This window comes from Tetragenococcus muriaticus DSM 15685 (genome assembly GCF_000423785.1).
Classification (GTDB): Bacteria; Bacillota; Bacilli; order Lactobacillales; family Enterococcaceae; genus Tetragenococcus; species Tetragenococcus muriaticus.
The window spans coordinates 1-17,682 of record NZ_AUIQ01000014.1 but is presented as its reverse complement, the minus strand read 5'-3'; the positions used below and the strand labels follow the sequence as shown (position 1 = coordinate 17,682).

General features: G+C 35.9%; 18 protein-coding genes, 1 rRNA gene and 1 other annotated feature. Of the genes, 15 read left to right on the top strand and 4 right to left on the bottom strand.

Translation table 11 applies throughout. From position 1 onward, the window contains the following. The first annotated feature begins 187 nt into the window (after positions 1-187). The 3 genes from G577_RS0103805 to G577_RS0103795 are packed head-to-tail and all read left to right on the top strand — an operon-like array spanning position 188 to position 2,442. Positions 188-571 (top strand): CidA/LrgA family protein, encoded by a 384-nt coding sequence (locus G577_RS0103805; RefSeq protein WP_028790039.1) that lies wholly within the window; start codon positions 188-190, stop codon positions 569-571. Beyond that, positions 564-1,271, top strand: a complete 708-nt coding sequence (locus G577_RS0103800; RefSeq protein ID WP_028790038.1) for an LrgB family protein — start codon at positions 564-566, stop codon at positions 1,269-1,271. The genes G577_RS0103805 and G577_RS0103800 overlap by 8 nt, the downstream gene beginning before the upstream one ends. Positions 1,272-1,296: 25 nt before the next feature. Beyond that, positions 1,297-2,442, top strand: coding sequence for a lactate oxidase (locus G577_RS0103795; RefSeq protein WP_051176629.1), 1,146 nt, complete (start codon positions 1,297-1,299; stop codon positions 2,440-2,442). Positions 2,443-2,481: 39 nt separating this feature from the next. Here G577_RS0103795 and G577_RS0103790 read toward each other — a convergent pair whose 3' ends face one another. After that, positions 2,482-2,907, bottom strand: a complete 426-nt coding sequence (locus G577_RS0103790) for an MFS transporter (protein WP_156096427.1) — start codon at positions 2,905-2,907, stop codon at positions 2,482-2,484. A gap of 413 nt (positions 2,908-3,320) precedes the next feature. Between G577_RS0103790 and G577_RS11010 the strand changes: the two genes are divergently transcribed. From G577_RS11010 to guaB, 11 genes are all read left to right on the top strand, one after another. Next, the gene (locus tag G577_RS11010) at positions 3,321-3,839 is read left to right on the top strand and encodes a hypothetical protein (RefSeq protein WP_038024354.1); all 519 of its coding nucleotides are present in this window, start codon (positions 3,321-3,323) and stop codon (positions 3,837-3,839) included. Continuing rightward, positions 3,836-4,630 (top strand): DUF6681 family protein, encoded by a 795-nt coding sequence (locus G577_RS0103780; RefSeq protein ID WP_028790035.1) that lies wholly within the window; start codon positions 3,836-3,838, stop codon positions 4,628-4,630. Before G577_RS11010 ends, G577_RS0103780 begins: the two co-directional genes overlap by 4 nt. 111 nt (positions 4,631-4,741) lie before the next feature. Beyond that, the gene (locus G577_RS0103775) at positions 4,742-6,058 is read left to right on the top strand and encodes a C1 family peptidase (RefSeq protein ID WP_028790034.1); all 1,317 of its coding nucleotides are present in this window, start codon (positions 4,742-4,744) and stop codon (positions 6,056-6,058) included. A gap of 240 nt (positions 6,059-6,298) precedes the next feature. Then, positions 6,299-7,123: a glycosyltransferase family 8 protein gene (locus G577_RS0103770; protein WP_174705889.1), complete on the top strand. Its 825-nt coding sequence runs from the start codon at positions 6,299-6,301 to the stop codon at positions 7,121-7,123. A gap of 156 nt (positions 7,124-7,279) precedes the next feature. After that, positions 7,280-7,996, top strand: coding sequence for a 16S rRNA (guanine(527)-N(7))-methyltransferase RsmG (gene rsmG, locus G577_RS0103765; protein ID WP_028790032.1), 717 nt, complete (start codon positions 7,280-7,282; stop codon positions 7,994-7,996). Positions 7,997-8,061: 65 nt separating this feature from the next. Continuing rightward, entirely contained in the window at positions 8,062-8,832 is a 771-nt protein-coding gene (locus G577_RS0103760) for a ParA family protein (RefSeq protein ID WP_028790031.1), read from the top strand. Beyond that, positions 8,816-9,703: a ParB/RepB/Spo0J family partition protein gene (locus G577_RS0103755; RefSeq protein WP_028790030.1), complete on the top strand. Its 888-nt coding sequence runs from the start codon at positions 8,816-8,818 to the stop codon at positions 9,701-9,703. Before G577_RS0103760 ends, G577_RS0103755 begins: the two co-directional genes overlap by 17 nt. 14 nt (positions 9,704-9,717) lie before the next feature. Further along, on the top strand, positions 9,718-9,906 hold the full coding sequence (locus G577_RS12425) for a DUF951 domain-containing protein (protein ID WP_014125866.1): 189 nt from the start codon (positions 9,718-9,720) through the stop codon (positions 9,904-9,906). Between the two features lie 6 nt (positions 9,907-9,912). Continuing rightward, positions 9,913-11,013: a redox-regulated ATPase YchF gene (ychF, locus tag G577_RS0103745; protein WP_028790029.1), complete on the top strand. Its 1,101-nt coding sequence runs from the start codon at positions 9,913-9,915 to the stop codon at positions 11,011-11,013. An 86-nt stretch (positions 11,014-11,099) separates the two neighbouring features. Then, positions 11,100-11,798 (top strand): DUF1129 domain-containing protein, encoded by a 699-nt coding sequence (locus tag G577_RS0103740; protein WP_028790028.1) that lies wholly within the window; start codon positions 11,100-11,102, stop codon positions 11,796-11,798. 168 nt (positions 11,799-11,966) lie between these two features. Next, a complete protein-coding gene (gene guaB, locus G577_RS0103735) occupies positions 11,967-13,451 on the top strand; it encodes an IMP dehydrogenase (protein ID WP_028790027.1) in 1,485 nt (494 codons plus the stop codon). A gap of 141 nt (positions 13,452-13,592) precedes the next feature. Here the strand turns inward: guaB and serS are convergent, their stop codons facing one another. From serS to croR, 3 genes are all read right to left on the bottom strand, one after another. After that, positions 13,593-14,864 (bottom strand): serine--tRNA ligase, encoded by a 1,272-nt coding sequence (gene serS / locus G577_RS0103730; protein WP_028790026.1) that lies wholly within the window; start codon positions 14,862-14,864, stop codon positions 13,593-13,595. Between the two features lie 56 nt (positions 14,865-14,920). Further along, positions 14,921-15,116: a binding site (T-box leader), on the bottom strand. Between the two features lie 34 nt (positions 15,117-15,150). Beyond that, positions 15,151-16,320, bottom strand: coding sequence for a sensor histidine kinase (locus tag G577_RS0103725; protein WP_028790025.1), 1,170 nt, complete (start codon positions 16,318-16,320; stop codon positions 15,151-15,153). After that, the gene (gene croR, locus G577_RS0103720; protein ID WP_028790024.1) at positions 16,310-16,999 is read right to left on the bottom strand and encodes a response regulator transcription factor CroR; all 690 of its coding nucleotides are present in this window, start codon (positions 16,997-16,999) and stop codon (positions 16,310-16,312) included. The genes G577_RS0103725 and croR overlap by 11 nt, the downstream gene beginning before the upstream one ends. Before the next feature lie 590 nt (positions 17,000-17,589). Between croR and G577_RS0103715 the strand changes: the two genes are divergently transcribed. Further along, positions 17,590-17,682: ribosomal RNA gene (locus tag G577_RS0103715) — 16S ribosomal RNA — on the top strand; the annotation flags it as partial.

The following is a 17,682-nucleotide window of genomic DNA, read 5'->3' as shown; positions in this document are numbered from 1 at the left end:
TTTTACTTATAATAGCATAAAGAATCTATATTTCACAAAGAAATTGCTTATGATATAGTAAATATAAACAAATAAAAAAAGCGTTTACAATAAGCTTTATAAAGAATATTTTTTACTATTTTAATCGGATAAGCTAAAAGTTTGTTCACCTTTTATTTGTTTTAGTAAAATGAGAAAGGAGAATTTTGTGAAATATATCAAGCAGATTTTCTGGATCTTTTTGTTTGCGCTTGCAGGAGAAGTGCTGTCGTTACTTATTCCTATTGCTATTCCTGGTAGCGTGATTGGAATGGTATTGTTATTTTTTGCTTTACATTTTGGTTGGCTAAATATGGAAAGAGTTGCTGATGTAGGAAATTTCTTAACTGGAAATATGGCAATCTTTTTTGTTCCAGCAGGAGTGGGGTTAATGGCTCATTTAGATATTTTAGCTTCTATTTGGGGACGACTTTTATGTATTATCGTTATTTCCTTAATTACGGTTTTGACCCTAGTCGGTACTATTGTGCAAAAAGCGAAAAATAAAGTGGAAAAGAATAAGGCAATAAGGGAGGTAGAAGAAAATGCTTGATGCATTTGTTAGCGATCCATTTTTCGGGATTTTTTTAACGCTTTTCTTTTACCTTCTTGGCTTAAAATTACATCAAAAATGGCAATTGGCGATTTTTACCCCGTTGATTTTTGCAATTATATGTGTCATTGTTTTTTTATTAGTATTTGATATTCCTCAAACAGCTTATGATAACGGCGGACAATTTTTAAGTATTTGGATCACACCAGCAACCGTTTGTTTAGCGATTAAGTTAGAAAATAACTATCAGTATTTAAAAGAGAACTATATCCCTATTCTTACAGGGATTATTTCTGGTGTGTTGTTGCATACGATTTTGATTTTAGCTCTTTACTTACTTTTCTTTTTTGATGGAGAGCTCTTTGCAACACTTTATCCAAAATCAATTACTACAGCAATTGCTGTAGGTGTATCAGAATCATTGGGAGGTTTGGAATCGTTAACTGTGGCGGTTGTGGTCTTTACTGGGATCTTAGGAGCGGCTATTGGCCCCGGCTTATTTAAAATCATGAAGATTAATGATCCAGTAGCACAAGGGATTGCACTTGGAACGGGGGCTCACGCCATGGGAACAACAAAAGCGATCGAGATGGGAGAAGTTCAAGGAGCAATGTCGAGTTTGTCTGTTGTAGTTACTGGACTTACTGTCGTTCTTATATCTCCCATTGCGGAGATTTTATTGAACATATTTTTTAGATAAAGAAATGAAAGAAGGAGAATTAGAAATGGCAAAAAAAGATATTACAGAAGAAAATAAAGAAGACGTAAATAACGGTGGTTATGATGCGCCAAAAAATATCAATGAAGTCGAAGTAATTAATACTTATGAATTAGAAGAAAAAGCAAAAGAAGTGGTTCCTAAAGGTGGTTTTGATTATATGTCAGGAGCATCTGGGGACGAATTTACCTTAAAACAAAATACAAAAGTATGGGATAAAAAAGGGATCTTACCTCGTGTATTAGCAGATGTAGAATTTCCTGAAACCAGCACCTCGATTTTTGGCGAAGAATTAAAAGTCCCTTTTGTTATGTCGCCGATTGCCGCTCATGGGTTAGCACATCAAACGAAAGAAGCTGGAACAGCAAGAGGGATCGCAGAGTTTGGTGGATCTATCATGTCGATTAGTGCTTATTCTGGTGCTAGTTTTTCTGAAATAGAAGAAGGACTAAAAGATAATAAACGCTGGTTCCAAATTTACATGTCAAAAGATGATGAAATGAATAAAAATATTATTGATGAAGCTAAATCCGATGGTGCTAGTGCCATTATTTTGACAGCAGACGCAACATTAGGCGGAAACCGTGATAGAGATGACCGTAACAAGTTTGTGTACCCATTTGGCATGCCGATTGTTTCTCGCTATTTAAAAGGTGACGCTAAAAATATGTCGTTAAATAATATTTATGCTCAATCTAAACAAAAAATTAGTACAGATGATGTTCGTTTCCTAAAAGAATATTCTGGTTTGCCAGTATTTGTCAAAGGAGTACAAACGCCAGAAGATGCGATGTCAGCGATTGGAGCAGGGGCTGATGGCATTTGGGTATCAAATCATGGGGGCAGACAGCTAGACGGTGCTCCAGGTTCTTTTGAAGCCTTAGAAGCTATTAGCCAAGCAGTCCAAGGTCGTGCGCCTATCGTTTTTGATAGTGGTATCCGCCGCGGTGAACATATGTTTAAAGCTCTAGCTGCAGGTGCAGATATCGTAGGTATCGGTCGCCCTGTGTTATATGGCTTAGCTTTAGGTGGATGGCAAGGTGTGAAATCTGTTTTCGAATATTTCGAAAAAGATTTAAAACGAGTAATGCAATTAGCCGGTACGCAAACCATTGAAGATATCAAGAAAGCACGTTTATTTGATATTAAATAATAAAAAGATATAACTTAGAAGTATATAGCGAAGAAATGCTTATTTTAGCAATTCTTCGCTATTTTTATTGCTTTTATGTTCCTTTATAAATAAATGATCTTTTTTAACTGATTTTAGTAACCTTGGAAATGCCAATAAGCCAAAAGTAATACACAAAATCCCATTTCCCATGAATATATATGGGCCAAACGTTATACTATCAAATAAAAAGGTATAAATTAAAGAACCGATGGGCAAAAGAGCCCGATTAGCCGTAGTAAGAATGGACATGACGCGACCAAGAAATTCCGTTGTGATTGTTTTTTGTAAGTAAACCATATTGTTCACTTCTATGATAGCTAAAGAAAACCCAATGAAAAATGAAACAATACCTCCGTATAAAGTGATTGAGAATAGTTGATCCATATTTTGGAAAAGAATTCCCAATAATAACACTTCTATCCCCAAGGAAAATACTGAAATCATTATTTTTAAAAAGGTCCCTTTTTTTGCAGGTAAAAAATTCATAAATAAACTTAATGAGAGCCAACTTGATTTAGAAGGAAAAATTACGCTAAAATTTTGGTTAGCAATATATGAGCTTTACTTTGGTGATTTTGAAGGCGGGGAGGAAACGATTCATCAATTAGAGAACGCTCAAAGATTACTTTCCGATAAGGGAAAATTGAATATAAGAACGATTTTTGATATTCGTAGAAAAGATGCGCTAAATTACAAAAAAAATAGTGATGATTGATAATTAAAAATGATATGAAAAATATTCAGCAAACCATTATTGTTCTGGTATTTTTCATGAAATAAACAAATTCTTCAAACATTCGTAAGAAAAAAATAAGTTTCTAGTGCTATAATGAAAAAAACAAAGGAGGAGCATTTACATGAAAAAGGTACCACCGATTCTAAAGCCATTTGCGCTGGTGACTTTTTCTCTTATCATCGCAACAGCTACGGGAGTTGTTAATGGGAGAAGCTATCGTCAACCAGTAGCAGAGACAGAGACAACGACTACTGAAACCACTACAGAAGTTTCTGTGAGTACAGATGATACAGATGGAGGAATTGAAACTTCCGATACAGCATCTTTGGATGGAAGCGAAGATAATAGCTTACAACAAACACAAGAAACGGATAATGGTCTTGAAGAAGGTTCTGCAAATACAGGGGAAGGTGTACAACAGGAGACTGAACCAAGCTCCTCAGCTGAACAAACGCCAGACTCTGGGGAACAACCAGCAAGAAACCAACAGGAGTCTCCAAGTAACCAGCAAGATAACCCGGAACAAGAAAATGAACCACAAGAACAAGAAAACCAAGGCGAACAACAGCAAAATCAACAAGATTCGCCAGAGAACCAACCAAATCAACAACAAACGCCTGAAGAAGGTGATGAACAATGACCTTTTTATTAGATATTATCAATGGATTTCATAAGTTTTTGTGGTATTTGGATATTAGCCCGAAATATTTAAACCGCGCTTATACGATATTAAGTCTTTTTCCTACACTTTATATCTTACGTATTGTGTATGGGTTATGGGTAAATCAAAATTATATCCAATTTAGTCTATACCTTCTTGTTTTTGTTATTTTGTTTTATTTCGTGGTTTTAAATTTCATTTATTATTTTTTTGATAAAAATGTTAAGGGCGACATCACTCAACTATTTGCTAAGTATTTGCCAGAAGATGCGTTTAATATTGAAAATGATAGCCAGATCTCGCAAAATTTGATGCCGAATACGAGTGAAGTAGCAGTAGATTTTGTTGACCATTATGAATTGCAGTTAGAAGAAAACATTCAATCTTTGATTAGTGAAGAGAAAATACCTACGAATAATTTAACAAATAGCGATGGCTTTTTACTTATGAAAAATACATTGCACCCTTACTATTATTTGAAAAAGATAGAAGACGATCAATATGAATTACAAATCGGTACAAGCTATCGAGATTTAGAAAAAATTGGAATCATCCATCAAACAGAAGCACTGGATCCAGTAGGTTTGTTTATTGTAGGTGGAGATTTTGTCAAAAATGGCATTCGTTATCATGAACGATATCGTTTGAAATTACTAGTCAAAGATAATCCTTCCCAAGATGTAAATACGAAAAAAATAAAGAACGAAGCAGAAGTAAGCAGTGAAGTGGGGAGTCGTAGTCAACGTCATAAAAAGAAAAATTCTAAATAACTTTTGATCCATGATGTCAACTATCTTGATATCATGGGTTTTGTATTTTTGCTAAGACAATGATAAACTTTATCCAGTGAAAAAAATAATAAGCGGAAAAGAGTGAAGCAAATGTCTAAAGATTTATCTTTTGCAGATTTGGCTAACTTTGCAGATGACTTAAAGCAGGTGCCAGCGAGTCATGTGATCGCTCGTGCTGTGCAAGAAAATGGTGTGAATGCTACTAGCAAAAGTCTTGATGCAAGGGCAGCCTTAAATCGGGTGTTTTCTGTTGAAGTGGAAACGGGCGATGTAACGCATCAAAAGCAAAGCGGACGGTGTTGGCTGTTTGCTACTTTAAATACTTTGCGCCATGATTTTGCTAAAAAGTATAATTTAAAAGATTTTCAGTTTTCACAAAACTATCTTTCTTTTTATGATCGCTTAGAAAAGGCGAATAAAATGTTAGAGTGGGCGATTCAGCTAATTGATCAACCAGAAGATGATCGCGAGTTTTTAGCTATGCTTGAATGGGGAGACAATGACGGGGGACAGTGGGCAAATGGTCCTGCATTGATCAATAAGTATGGTCTAGTCCCTAAAAGCGCTATGCCAGAAACTTATAATAGCGATAAAACAGCTGAGATTTCTTCAATGATTAATTTGAAATTGCATAAAGCGGTAGCGCATATGAAAAAAATGGTCGTTACTCCGACTCATGAAGAGGATTTACGTGCTTATAAAGTAGATTGCTTACGTGAAATTTACCGTATGTTGGTTTATGCTTTTGGTACACCGCCGGCTTCTTTTGACTTTGAATATCGAGATAAAGACAACAACTATTATAATATTCGAAATTTAACACCAACTACTTTTTTTAAAGACTATGTGGCTGTTGACTTTGATCAATATACGGTCTTAGCAGATGCTCCTGATCACGAATATGGGAAAAAGTATGGATTGCCAAGCCAAGACTATATATTTTCTGGGAAAAAGATAGAATTAGCTAATGTGGGAATTACTGCTATGAAAAAAGCAGTAATAGCTTCTTTAAAAGACGGGCAAACGGTGTGGTTTGGTTGCGATGTAGTAAAAGATATGGACCGTAAAGAAGGAATTTTAGATCCAAATTATTTCAAAAAAAGTGAACTTTTTGATACAGATTTACATCTGAACAAAGCAGAACGTTTAGCCACACGCGATGGAGAAGTAAGCCATGCAATGACAATGACGGGCGTTGACCTTATTGATGACCAACCAACAAAATGGAAAGTAGAAAATAGTTGGGGAGAGAAACTTGGAGATAAGGGTTATTTTATTATGTCAGATGCTTGGTTTGATGATTATGTCTATGAAGTCGTTGTTCAAAACAAATACTTACAAGCAGAAGATAAACATGTTGCCGCTAAAGAGAAAGAAGATCTTGCTCCGTGGGATTCGTTACGTTAATAAAAAAGAGCCTGTGACATAAATCCTATTAATAGTAAACTATTCGAACTATAGAGAGATTTCTCCTGCGGTTTAGCAGGTCTTCGTCGCAAATCCGCAACGATTAACAACGTCCATCCAATATAGCGGGAATGTTTGTTTCACGTGAAACGGATCATTATTGCTGATGTTTTTTTATGAATCACTATTATATAATGAAGTTTGGACGTAAATACTGCAAAGATTGAAGGAGAAAAGCGAATGCAAATCAATTTACTTTTTTCGATCGATGATAATTTTGTTGAACAGATGAAAACGACCTTATTTTCTATTTATCAAAATGCAGCTTATGAACATCATTTTACGATTTATGTTCTACAAAAGAAATTATTAAAACAAACAGAAGAGGTTAAAGAATTTTGTAAGCGATGGGAAATGGAATACATTCCACTTGTGATCGGAGAGGATCGATTATTTGATAATGCTCCTATTTCTTCTCGTTATCCAGAAACGATTTATTATCGTCTTATGGTACATAAATACTTGCCTAAAAGCGTGAACAAAATACTTTATTTAGATGCAGATGTGTTATGTATTAATGATTTTTCTAGTTTGTATGAACTTGATCTTCAGGGATATTTGTATGCAGCAGCGAGCCACAAAAAATTAACTAATGTAACAAAAATGATTAATCAAGTGCGATTAAAAAATTATGAAGCAGAAGGCTATTATAATTCAGGAGTTTTACTCATTAATTTAGCAAAAGCTCGTGAAGAGATTCAGGCAGAAGATATTTTTCAATTTATTGAAGATAATCAATACAATCTTTTATTACCAGATCAAGATATTTTAAATGGGTTGTATGGAGATAAAATCTTGCCTATTCCTGATGAAATTTATAATTACGATGTAAGAAAAAACGCTACTTACGATACAATTAGTAGAGGTGAATGGGATCTAAATTGGGTGATCTGTAACAACGTTTTTTTACATTTTTGTGGGAAAGAAAAACCATGGCAGGAAAAATACCGCGGACGTTATGCTTCTTTATATAAATATTTTTGGTATAAATCTGCTCGTGCATAAGACGTACACACTTGTCTTTATTTAAGGCAAGTGTGTTTATTTTTCAAATAGGGGAAATAAATGCATGGTCGCCTATTGCGAAGATAAATATTTTACGTTACAGTAGAAAACAGTTCGTGAAACAATGGCTGTTTCACAATTAAGAAAGGGATAAATATGTTACCTGAAGAATTTCGGCAAAAACTTCGTGAATATCATATTGAACTATCTTCAAAACAAATGGCCCAATTTGAAGATTATTATGAGCTTTTGGTAAAATGGAATCAAAAAACCAATCTTACGACAATTACGGATAAAAGCGAAGTTTATTTAAAACATTTTTATGATTCAGTAGCGTTAGCTTTTTCATTTGAATTAAATCAAGGAGCTTCTATCTGTGATATCGGTTCTGGTGCAGGCTTCCCAAGTATTCCTCTGAAAATCATTTTTCCTGAATTAAAAGTAACCATTGTTGATTCATTAAATAAACGAATTAATTTTCTGCGTGCATTAATTGCCGAATTAGATTTAAAACAAGTCGAATTGTTTCACGCTCGTGCGGAAACATTTGGTCAGGAAAAAAATCATCGGGGTTTTTATGATTATGTAATGGCAAGAGCCGTCGCGCGATTAGATGTATTAAGTGAGCTCTGTTTACCATTGGTAAAAAAAGACGGTTATTTTTATGCGCTAAAAGCAGCTAAGAGTCAAGAAGAATTGGTAGAAGCTAAAGGAGCTATAGCCCTCTTAGGGGGGAAGTTCATAGAAGATAGAGAAGTTTATTTACCTAATACACAAGACCAACGACATGTCTTAGTTATTGCAAAGAAAAAGGAAACTCCAAAAAAGTATCCAAGAAAACCAGGCTTACCGAATAAAAAGCCGATTAAATAATCATTTAAAGGCAAGGTGTGAGGGAATTTCTCCTTTACCAGCCTCTATTGAGGAGGAAAGTTTTTATGGCTCGTATTATTTCTGTGGCAAACCAAAAAGGCGGTGTTGGTAAATCGACTACCGCGGTTAGTTTAGGCGCGTGTTTGGCTTATTTAGGAAAAAAAGTTTTACTAGTAGATATCGATGCGCAAGGGAATGCGACAAGTGGTGTAGGCATACGCAAACCTGATGTAGTACAGGATGTTTATGATGTATTAATTAATGAAATTAATATCGAAAATACTATATTACCTAGTACTCGCTCCAACTTGGATGTTGTCCCAGCGACTCTCCAATTGGCAGGAGCAGAAATTGAGCTAACTTCGTTAATGGCTAGAGAGTCTCGTTTGCGAACAGCGATTAATGATATTAAAGATCAATATGATTTTATTTTGATTGATTGCCCTCCTTCATTAGGGCATTTAACCATTAATGCATTTACAGCTAGCGATGCCATTTTGATCCCTGTTCAGTGTGAATACTATGCTTTAGAAGGTTTGAGTCAATTATTAAATACTGTACGTTTGGTACAAAAGCATTTTAATCCCGAATTGGAAATCGAAGGTGTTTTGTTAACCATGTATGATGCCCGTACTAATCTAGGTGTAGAAGTTGTTGAAGAAGTTCGCCGTTATTTCCAAGAAAAGGTCTATCATACGATTATTCCAAGAAACGTTCGTCTATCTGAAGCCCCTAGTCACGGATTATCTATCGTTGATTATGATTTACGGTCCAAGGGTTCTGAGGTCTATCAAGCATTAGCAAAGGAAGTGTTGGTTCGTGAAAAAGCAAAATAAAAGTTTGGGAAAGGGAATTAACGCATTGTTTCAAGATCTGTCAGATATTGAAGAGGTAGACGTAGCAACGGAAAAAATCGTTGAACTTTCATTAAATGAGTTACGTCCGAATCCTTATCAACCGAGGAAAACATTTGAAGAAAAATCGTTGCAAGAATTAGCGAATTCGATTGAAAAATCAGGGGTCTTTCAACCTATTATTGTACGTAAATCGACAGTAAAGGGATATGAAATCATTGCAGGAGAGCGTCGTTTCCGAGCTTCTAAATTAGCCAAAAGAGAAACAATTCCTGCGATCATTCGTGATTTTGACGAAGAAGCAATGATGCAAGTGGCTGTTTTAGAAAACTTACAGCGGGAAGATTTGAATCCCTTAGAAGAAGCAGAAGCTTACGAGATGTTAATGAATAATCTTCATTTGACTCAAGCAGAAGTCGCTGAACGCTTAGGTAAAAGTCGTCCTTATATTGCTAATTATTTACGCCTATTAACTTTGCCAAAATTAGTAAAAGAAATGGTACAAGAAGATCGATTATCTATGGGACAAGCTCGAACTTTATTGGGATTGAAGGATAAAGAGCAGATGTTAAAGCTTGCCAACCGTTGTGTGAAAGAAAATTTGACTGTTCGGCAATTAGAACAATTGGTTATAGACGCAAATGAAGTCAAAGATAAGAAAAAAGTTCCTCGTGTGGTGAAAGAAAAACCTTACTATTTACGAGAAAGTGAAGATCGTTTGATGGACAAGTTTGGGACTAGTGTACAAATTAAAGAAAGAAAAGGAAAAGGAAAAATCGAGATCGATTATTTATCGCAAAATGATTTGACGCGTATATTGGACATTTTAAATATTCATTTTGATGAAGAATGATAAGGAGAATGCTTATGTATGACTTAGGTGATACTGTAGAAATGAAAAAGCCTCATGCTTGTCAGACTAATCGATGGCAAATCATACGCATGGGAGCTGACATTAAGATAAAATGTGAAAATTGTGGGCACATTGTCATGATGACACGTCGTGAGTTTGAAAAGAAAATGAAAAAGGTTATTGAAAAGAAAAAGGAAGAGTGAGAGTAGATGGCATTAACTGCTGGAATTGTTGGATTACCTAATGTAGGAAAGTCCACTTTGTTTAACGCAATTACAAAAGCTGGGGCAGAAGCAGCAAATTATCCTTTTGCAACGATTGATCCCAACGTAGGGATGGTAGAAGTACCTGATCGGCGCTTGCAACGGTTAACTGATTTGTTTCAGCCTCAAAAAACGACCCCTGCAACATTTGAATTTACTGATATTGCTGGTATTGTTAAAGGAGCAAGTGAAGGGGAAGGCCTTGGGAACCAATTTTTAAGTCATATTCGACAAGTAGATGCGATATGTCATGTGGTCCGCTGCTTTGAAGATGAGAATATCACTCACGTAGAAGGGCAAATTGATCCTTTAGCTGATATCGAAACCATTAATTTAGAGTTAATTTTAGCTGATTTGGAAACAGTAAACAAGCGATATAATCGCGTTGAAAAAGTAGCTAAAACAAAAGATAAAGAAGCTATAGCTGAATTAGCTGTTTTAGATAAGATTAAATCCACTTTAGAAGCAGGAAAATCAGCACGAACCATTGAGTTTTCTGAAGAAGAGCAACCTATTGTAAAGGATCTTTTCTTGTTAACTATTAAGCCTATTTTATATGTAGCTAATGTGGCAGAAGAAGATGTACAAGATCCAACAAATAATCCTTATGTGCAAAAAGTACAAGACTTTGCAGCTACAGAAAATGCAGAAGTTATTACCGTTTGTGCTCAAATCGAAGAAGAAATTGCTGAGTTAGATGACGAGGATAAGGCAGAATTTCTAGAAGATCTAGGGATTAAGGAAAGCGGGCTAGATCAGTTGATTCGTGCTTCATTTAATTTAATGGGATTGGCGACTTATTTTACTGCTGGCGAACCAGAAGTTCGCGCTTGGACATTTAATAAGGGCATTAAAGCTCCACAAGCTGCAGGAATCATCCATTCCGATTTTGAACGTGGATTTATTCGTGCAGAAACGGTATCTTTTACAGATCTTGATAAGTATGAAAGTATGCATGCTGCTAAAGAAGCAGGACGTGTTCGTTTGGAAGGTAAGGACTATGTCGTCCAAGATGGCGATGTCATGTTATTTCGTTTCAATGTATAATAAACTATTACAACAGGTATGAACTATGTTAGAATAACTCTTGTCAAATGCTTGTTTGATCAGGCAAGAAGGGAGAAACAAAGACCATGGAAGCAGAAAAGCTGCGAGAGTATGCGGCAGAAAATCGTGAATGGGAACAAAAATTAACGAAAAGAAATCAACAGTATATTTTTGATTTGAATAAGGCGCTTGATGCTGCGAATCTCTCAGAAGAAGAAAAAGTACAAGCTCTACATGAGATGTTACCAGTGTTAGTGCAGGAGCAAAGCACTGGCCGTACAGCTCGACAACTTTATGGAACGGTTTCAGAACGAACGGAACAAATTTTAGCTACGCCAAGTAACAATCAAGATAATACGACGAACCCAGTTTTAATGTGGGTAGATAATACGTTATTGATTTTAGGTGTCTTTGGATTAATGATGGGGATCATAGGGTTATTTTCTAATCAAAATAATCAAGTTTATGGGATTATTACATTAATTTTAATGGCAATGGTTGGTGGCTGGGTCTTTTATTTAATGTACAAGTATATGTATCAATATGAACGCCCGGGAGCTGATAAAAGTCAACGGCCCAAGTTATGGAAATCAATATTGATTTTAATCGCTTCTTTTTTTGTATGGACAGCAGTGATTTCGTTATCCGCCTTATTGCCAGGCGCAATTAATCCAGTACTAGATCCGTTCTTTTTGGTTCTTCTCGGAGGCGCTGCTTTATTGCTTCGTTATTATTTGAAGAAGAAATACAATATTGTTGGCAGCTTATCGATGCCTAGAAAGTAAACGAACAAGGACTCTTCATGAGGGTCTTTGTTTTTTTATGATAAAAGATAAAGTAGTTGACTTCATGGGTAAATTTTGCTATTTTCATTAAAATAAAATATTTGGTGGGGTTAGCTAGTAGTGATGGAAAATTTCCACTAATTTAAAATTAAAGGAGTGTTACAAGGAATGTCCAACTGGGAAACGAAGTTTGAAAAAAAAGGAATCACGTTTGATGATGTTTTACTTGTCCCTCAAGAAAGTCAAGTACTACCAGATGATGTTGATATGCGAGTAAAATTAGCTGAAAATATACACTTAAATATCCCTATTTTAAGTGCCAGTATGGATAGTGTAACAGAAAGCAATATGGCTATTGCAATGGCTAGACAAGGTGGACTTGGTGTCATTCATAAAAATATGTCCATTGCCGCACAAGCAGATGAAGTACGCAAAGTAAAACGTTCTGAAAGTGGAGTAATTATAGATCCGTTCTTTTTAACTCCTGAACATCTTGTTTCTGAAGCAGAAGAATTGATGAGTCGTTATCGAATTAGCGGGATTCCTGTAGTAGAGACATTAGAAAATCGAAAACTCGTTGGGATTATGACCAATCGGGATTTACGTTTTGTTACAGATTATTCAATGACTATTGGCGAGATTATGACAAGAGAAAATTTAATCACGGCTCCTGAAGGAACTTCGTTGGAAGATGCAGAAGAAATTTTGCAGGTTCATAAAATTGAAAAATTACCTATTGTTGATGATAGTGGTCGTTTAAGTGGATTGATTACCATTAAAGATATTGAAAAAGTCATCCAGTTTCCTAATGCTGCGAAAGATCAGCATGGACGATTGTTGGTTGCTGCAGCGGTAGGGATTACTAGTGATACTTTTGAGCGAGCCCAATCCCTATTAGATGCGGGAGCTGACGCTATTGTGGTGGATACTGCACACGGACATAGTGCTGGTGTTTTACGTAAAATTAAAGAAATTCGCACACAGTTTCTACAAACGACTTTAATTGCTGGCAATGTGGCTACAGCCCAAGGAACAAAAGCTTTATATGATGCTGGGGTCGATGTGGTAAAAGTAGGGATCGGGCCCGGATCTATTTGTACGACTCGTGTTGTTGCTGGTGTAGGTGTGCCCCAATTAACAGCTGTTTATGATGCAGCTTCTGTGGCACGTAAGTATGGAAAGACCATTATTGCTGATGGCGGGATTAAGTTTTCTGGTGATATTGTGAAGGCATTAGCAGCAGGTGGACATGCTGTAATGTTAGGTAGTATGTTGGCAGGTACAGAAGAATCCCCTGGAGAATTTGAAATTTATCAGGGGCGTCGTTTCAAAACTTATCGAGGAATGGGATCCATTAGCGCGATGGAAAAAGGTTCGAGTGATCGTTACTTCCAGGGTGGTGTTAATGAAGCGAATAAATTAGTTCCAGAAGGTATTGAAGGTCGCGTCGCTTATAAAGGTCGTGCAGCAGATATTATTTTTCAAATGTTAGGCGGATTAAGCTCTGGTATGGGTTATGTAGGAGCGGCAAATTTAAAAGCTTTACGTGATGATGCGCAATTTATTCAAATGAGCGGTAATGGGTTAAAAGAATCGCATCCGCATGATATTCAAATTACGAAAGAAGCACCTAATTATTCATTTGAACAATAAGGAAAAAGGCTAGGGTCAAATAAGATAAAAATTCCGAACTATAGAAAGTTTCTCCCCGCTTTTGAGCAGGTTTTACGAAGAGAATCTTATCTATACAGTTCGGATTTTTTATTAAAGAAGTTTATATTCTATTTTTTCTTTTTAACTAATTTTAGTCATGCCACCCATGTAAGGTACCAGAACTTCAGGGATCGTTACAGTACCGTCAGCGTTTTGATAATTTTCTAGAATGGCAGCCACTGTGCGTCCGACAGCAAGCCCTGAACCGTTTAATGTGTGGGCATAATGTAATTTTTCATCTGTATCACGGTAACGAACCATAGCCCGACGTGCTTGGAAATCTTCGCAGTTCGAGCAAGAACTAATTTCTCTATACATATTTTGTGCAGGGATCCATACTTCCAAATCATAAGTTTTTGCGGCTGAAAAGCCCATATCCCCTGTTGATAGAGTGATTACACGATAAGAAAGGCCTAGTTTTTGCAAAATGTCTTCTGCATCTGCGGTCATTTTCTCTAGTTCATCGTAGGAATGTTTTTCATCTGAAAATTTAACCATCTCTACCTTATTGAATTGATGTAAGCGAATGAGTCCTCTGGTGTCACGTCCAGCACTACCAGCTTCTGAACGAAAAGCTGGACTTAATGCAGTAAAGTAAACTGGTAATTGGTCTTCATTTAAAATTTCATGACTATAATAATTTACTAAAGGAACTTCAGCTGTAGGAATGAGCGTTAGGTCACTATTTTCCAATTGAAAAACGTCTTCAGTAAATTTAGGGAACTGTCCAGATCCAAACATTGCTTGCTTATTTACGGTGTAAGGGGGGATCATTTCTGTATACCCTTGATCGTATATATGTTGATCAAGCATAAAATTATATAAAGCGCGTTCTAATCGAGCGCCTAGCCCCTTATAGTAAACAAAACGACTACCAGCTACTTTTGCACCGCGCTCAAAATCAAGTATATCTAAGTTTTCGGCGATTTCCCAATGATTTTTTGGTTCAAAATCAAAAGAGCGAGGCTCATTCCATTTTCGTACTTCTACATTATCTTCTTCATCTTCTCCTATAGGAACACTATCATGGGGGAGGTTAGGCAAAGTTGTCGCTATCGTATTTAATTTTTCATCAATCGTTGTAATTTCTTTATCCAATTCTTTAATTTCACTTCCAACTTCACGCATTTCAGCGATCTGTTCTGTGGTATCTTCTTGGTTACGTTTGGCTTGGGCGATGTTTTCCGATACGTTGTTTCGATATTTTTTCTTTTCTTCTGATTCAACTAATAAACGACGTCGCTCTTTATCTAATTGAAGAAATTCTGTTAATGTTTCTTCAGCAACTCCTCGTGTTTGTAATTTTTCTTTAACTGTTTCAAAGTTTTCTCGAATTGTTTTAATGGCTAACAATAGTCTTCCTCCTCAAAAATTATATAATAAAAAACTATTCCGCCCCAAGCTTATTTGCTTGGGACGAAATAGTTCGCGGTGCCACCCAAGTTCGGTTATTAACCGCACTTGTCTCTTGTAACCAAAGAGTATAGGTTCTTTATTAAAAGAAACATTAAAAACTGGATTCCATCATTTTTCCTACTGATTCACAGCAAACATCAGCTCTCTGAAAGGTCAAAATCATGTACTAGGTTTTCTGTGTATTGATATGATGCATTTAGCATAGCTGAAAAAAAAGTTTTCGTCAACTGGTCGTTTGATTATTGCTAGTAAGTGGCAAATGAATGATAAAAGAGGTCCAATCAGGATTGGATTTCGCATAAATATAACCTCCATGCGAAGCAATGATGCTTTGAGCAATCGCTAAGCCTAACCCAGTACCTCCAGTTTCTTGAGAACGTGATTCTTCTACGCGATAAAAACGGTCAAATAAAGAATCTAGGGATTGTTTAGGAATCATTTGTCCGTTATTTTTTACAGAAATAACAGCTTCAGTTCCCGTTTTCTCAAGTTGAATGATAATTTTATCAGCATCTTTTCCATATTTTAAAGCGTTTGAAAGAAGATTATTAAACACACGAACTAATTTTTCGGTGTCGCCTTCCATTAGAAGTTGTTGTGGCTGCGCAACAGTTTCGATAGTAATTCCATTGTTACGAGCTTCAAGCTCAAAGTCAGCAGCTAGTTGTTCCACTAGTTGGACCATATCAAAAGTTGTTAAGTTAACCGGATTACTTGGTTGGCGCGCTTTAGTATACTCAAATAAGTCATCTACAAGAGCCTTCATTTGTTTTGTTTTAAGAAACGCTGTGTGTGTGTATTTTAATAGATCTTCTTCAGAATGATACTGTCGGTCTTCAATCAATCCTAAGTAACCGATAATAGAAGTTAAAGGTGTTCTGATATCGTGACTAATGTTTGTTATCAATTCATCCTTTGATTTTTCAATACGACGTTCTTCTTCAATGGCTGTCGCCGTACTATCAACTAAACCATTAATACTATCAACTAACCGCGCTAAATCTCCACGTAATTCAAAAGGAATACGATGATCGTAGTGACCGTTTGCGATGTAATGCAGTTCGCTTATAATGTGCCGTTGCTGCATTTGTCGATAACGTCGAATCAAACGCCAGTATAAAAAAATGCCATCTAAAATAAGTAAAACGGGGAACAAAAGCTTCTTACCATTAAGAAAAATATCTGTATTGAAGTTTCTTACAAAACTGGTTCGTGATTCAAATACTGCTTCATTTAATGCCGGAGTATTACTTATTATAGAAGAAAGTACGATCAGTATTGTAATGTTGACAATTACTAATAAAATAATAGTAATAATTGCTTCAACAAATAGCTCGCTAATTTCTTTTGATGTCAGAGTAATTCTTTTTTTTGGTTCTTTTTTATTTCGCATCAATCTTGTAGCCAACTCCCCACACGGTTTGGATAATCTTTTCTCCGTCAGTGGCTTCTTCGATTTTATCGCGTAAATGACTGACGTGGACCATGACTGTTTTTGCTGAAACAACACTTTCCTGTTTCCAAACTCGTTCAAAAATTTCATCAGCACTAAAAACTCGATTTGGATGTGAAGCTAATAAATAAAGGATGCCAAATTCTAACGCAGTCAATTGTATCTGTTTTCCACTAATGGTCTTGACTTCATGAGAATCACGGTCAATAACAAGTGAACTGATTTCTAGTATATCTGGTTGTTCTGAAGATACTTGTGTTTGGGTTCTTCTTAGTAAAGACTTAACACGTGCCATTACTTCTAGGGGGTTAAATGGTTTAGTTACATAGTCATCTGCGCCAGCAACTAAACCTTTGATTTTGTCCATATCCGTAGTTTTGGCGGTTAATAGTATAATGGGAATTTGAGATTCTTTTCTCACTGTTTTAACGATTTGCATTCCGTCTAATTCTGGCATCATAATGTCCAAAATAACAAGGTCTATATCTGATAGAGTACGTATTTTTGATAATACTTCTTTTCCATCATAAGCTGTAATTGGTTCGTATCCTTCGTTGTGTAAATAAATACTTAATAATTCAACAATTTCTTTATCATCGTCAGCAACTAATATTTTCATTCAGAGTCCTCCTCTTGATTAGCGGTAAACTTTAACTATATTTTACCAAAAACTAGAAAGATTTGATAAGTTTTACACTTAATCTTTAGAGAATAATAGAAATTACTAGAAAAAACGAACATTTTATAGAAAAAACATGAATTTTTATTGAGTACAACTGATAAAAGCGAATAAAATCGAGCGCGAAACAAACGAAAGCGAATGAACTAAAAACGTTGGCATTACAACGTTTTTTCTATTGACGTAAACTATATTTATTGATATATTATTACCTGTCCTCAAAAAAACAGACGTTTTAAGACATATAGTTAAGTTACTCATTAAATGGAGTATTTCGCTTAACTAAGGAATTAAAAATATTGAGGTAATACTAAAAAAGTTATTGACAATAACTGATTCTCTTGATAAGATATAAAAGTTGCTACGGCAACGCCAAAGAGAACAAAAGACGTAGACCTTTGAAAACTGAACAAAGCAACCAACGAACCAATGTGTAGGGCGTCTCGATTCAAGAGGCAAACACAAGAAACAAACAAACGCAAACGTTTGAAGAGCACAATGATCAACGGTGTGTTGATCGATCGAATTCTCAAGATGAGAGTTTGATCCTGGCTCAGGACGAACGCTGGCGGCGTGCCTAATACATGCAAGTCGAACGCTGCCCCTGTTCCCCTTCGGGGGAA

Excerpts from the sequence above, each read along its gene's own strand:
- G577_RS0103775 (WP_028790034.1), top strand. The coding sequence starts at position 4,742 with ATGTCTAAAGATTTATCTTTTGCAGATTTGGCTAACTTTGCAGATGAC.
- ychF (WP_028790029.1), top strand. The coding sequence starts at position 9,913 with ATGGCATTAACTGCTGGAATTGTTGGATTACCTAATGTAGGAAAGTCC.
- G577_RS0103800 (WP_028790038.1), top strand. The coding sequence starts at position 564 with ATGCTTGATGCATTTGTTAGCGATCCATTTTTCGGGATTTTTTTAACG.
- G577_RS0103795 (WP_051176629.1), top strand. The coding sequence starts at position 1,297 with ATGGCAAAAAAAGATATTACAGAAGAAAATAAAGAAGACGTAAATAAC.
- guaB (WP_028790027.1), top strand. The coding sequence starts at position 11,967 with ATGTCCAACTGGGAAACGAAGTTTGAAAAAAAAGGAATCACGTTTGAT.
- G577_RS0103780 (WP_028790035.1), top strand. The coding sequence starts at position 3,836 with ATGACCTTTTTATTAGATATTATCAATGGATTTCATAAGTTTTTGTGG.
- G577_RS0103760 (WP_028790031.1), top strand. The coding sequence starts at position 8,062 with ATGGCTCGTATTATTTCTGTGGCAAACCAAAAAGGCGGTGTTGGTAAA.
- G577_RS12425 (WP_014125866.1), top strand. The coding sequence starts at position 9,718 with ATGTATGACTTAGGTGATACTGTAGAAATGAAAAAGCCTCATGCTTGT.
- G577_RS0103725 (WP_028790025.1), bottom strand. The coding sequence starts at position 16,320 with ATGCGAAATAAAAAAGAACCAAAAAAAAGAATTACTCTGACATCAAAA.
- croR (WP_028790024.1), bottom strand. The coding sequence starts at position 16,999 with ATGAAAATATTAGTTGCTGACGATGATAAAGAAATTGTTGAATTATTA.
- G577_RS11010 (WP_038024354.1), top strand. The coding sequence starts at position 3,321 with ATGAAAAAGGTACCACCGATTCTAAAGCCATTTGCGCTGGTGACTTTT.
- G577_RS0103740 (WP_028790028.1), top strand. The coding sequence starts at position 11,100 with ATGGAAGCAGAAAAGCTGCGAGAGTATGCGGCAGAAAATCGTGAATGG.
- G577_RS0103770 (WP_174705889.1), top strand. The coding sequence starts at position 6,299 with ATGCAAATCAATTTACTTTTTTCGATCGATGATAATTTTGTTGAACAG.
- rsmG (WP_028790032.1), top strand. The coding sequence starts at position 7,280 with ATGTTACCTGAAGAATTTCGGCAAAAACTTCGTGAATATCATATTGAA.
- G577_RS0103790 (WP_156096427.1), bottom strand. The coding sequence starts at position 2,907 with ATGATTTCAGTATTTTCCTTGGGGATAGAAGTGTTATTATTGGGAATT.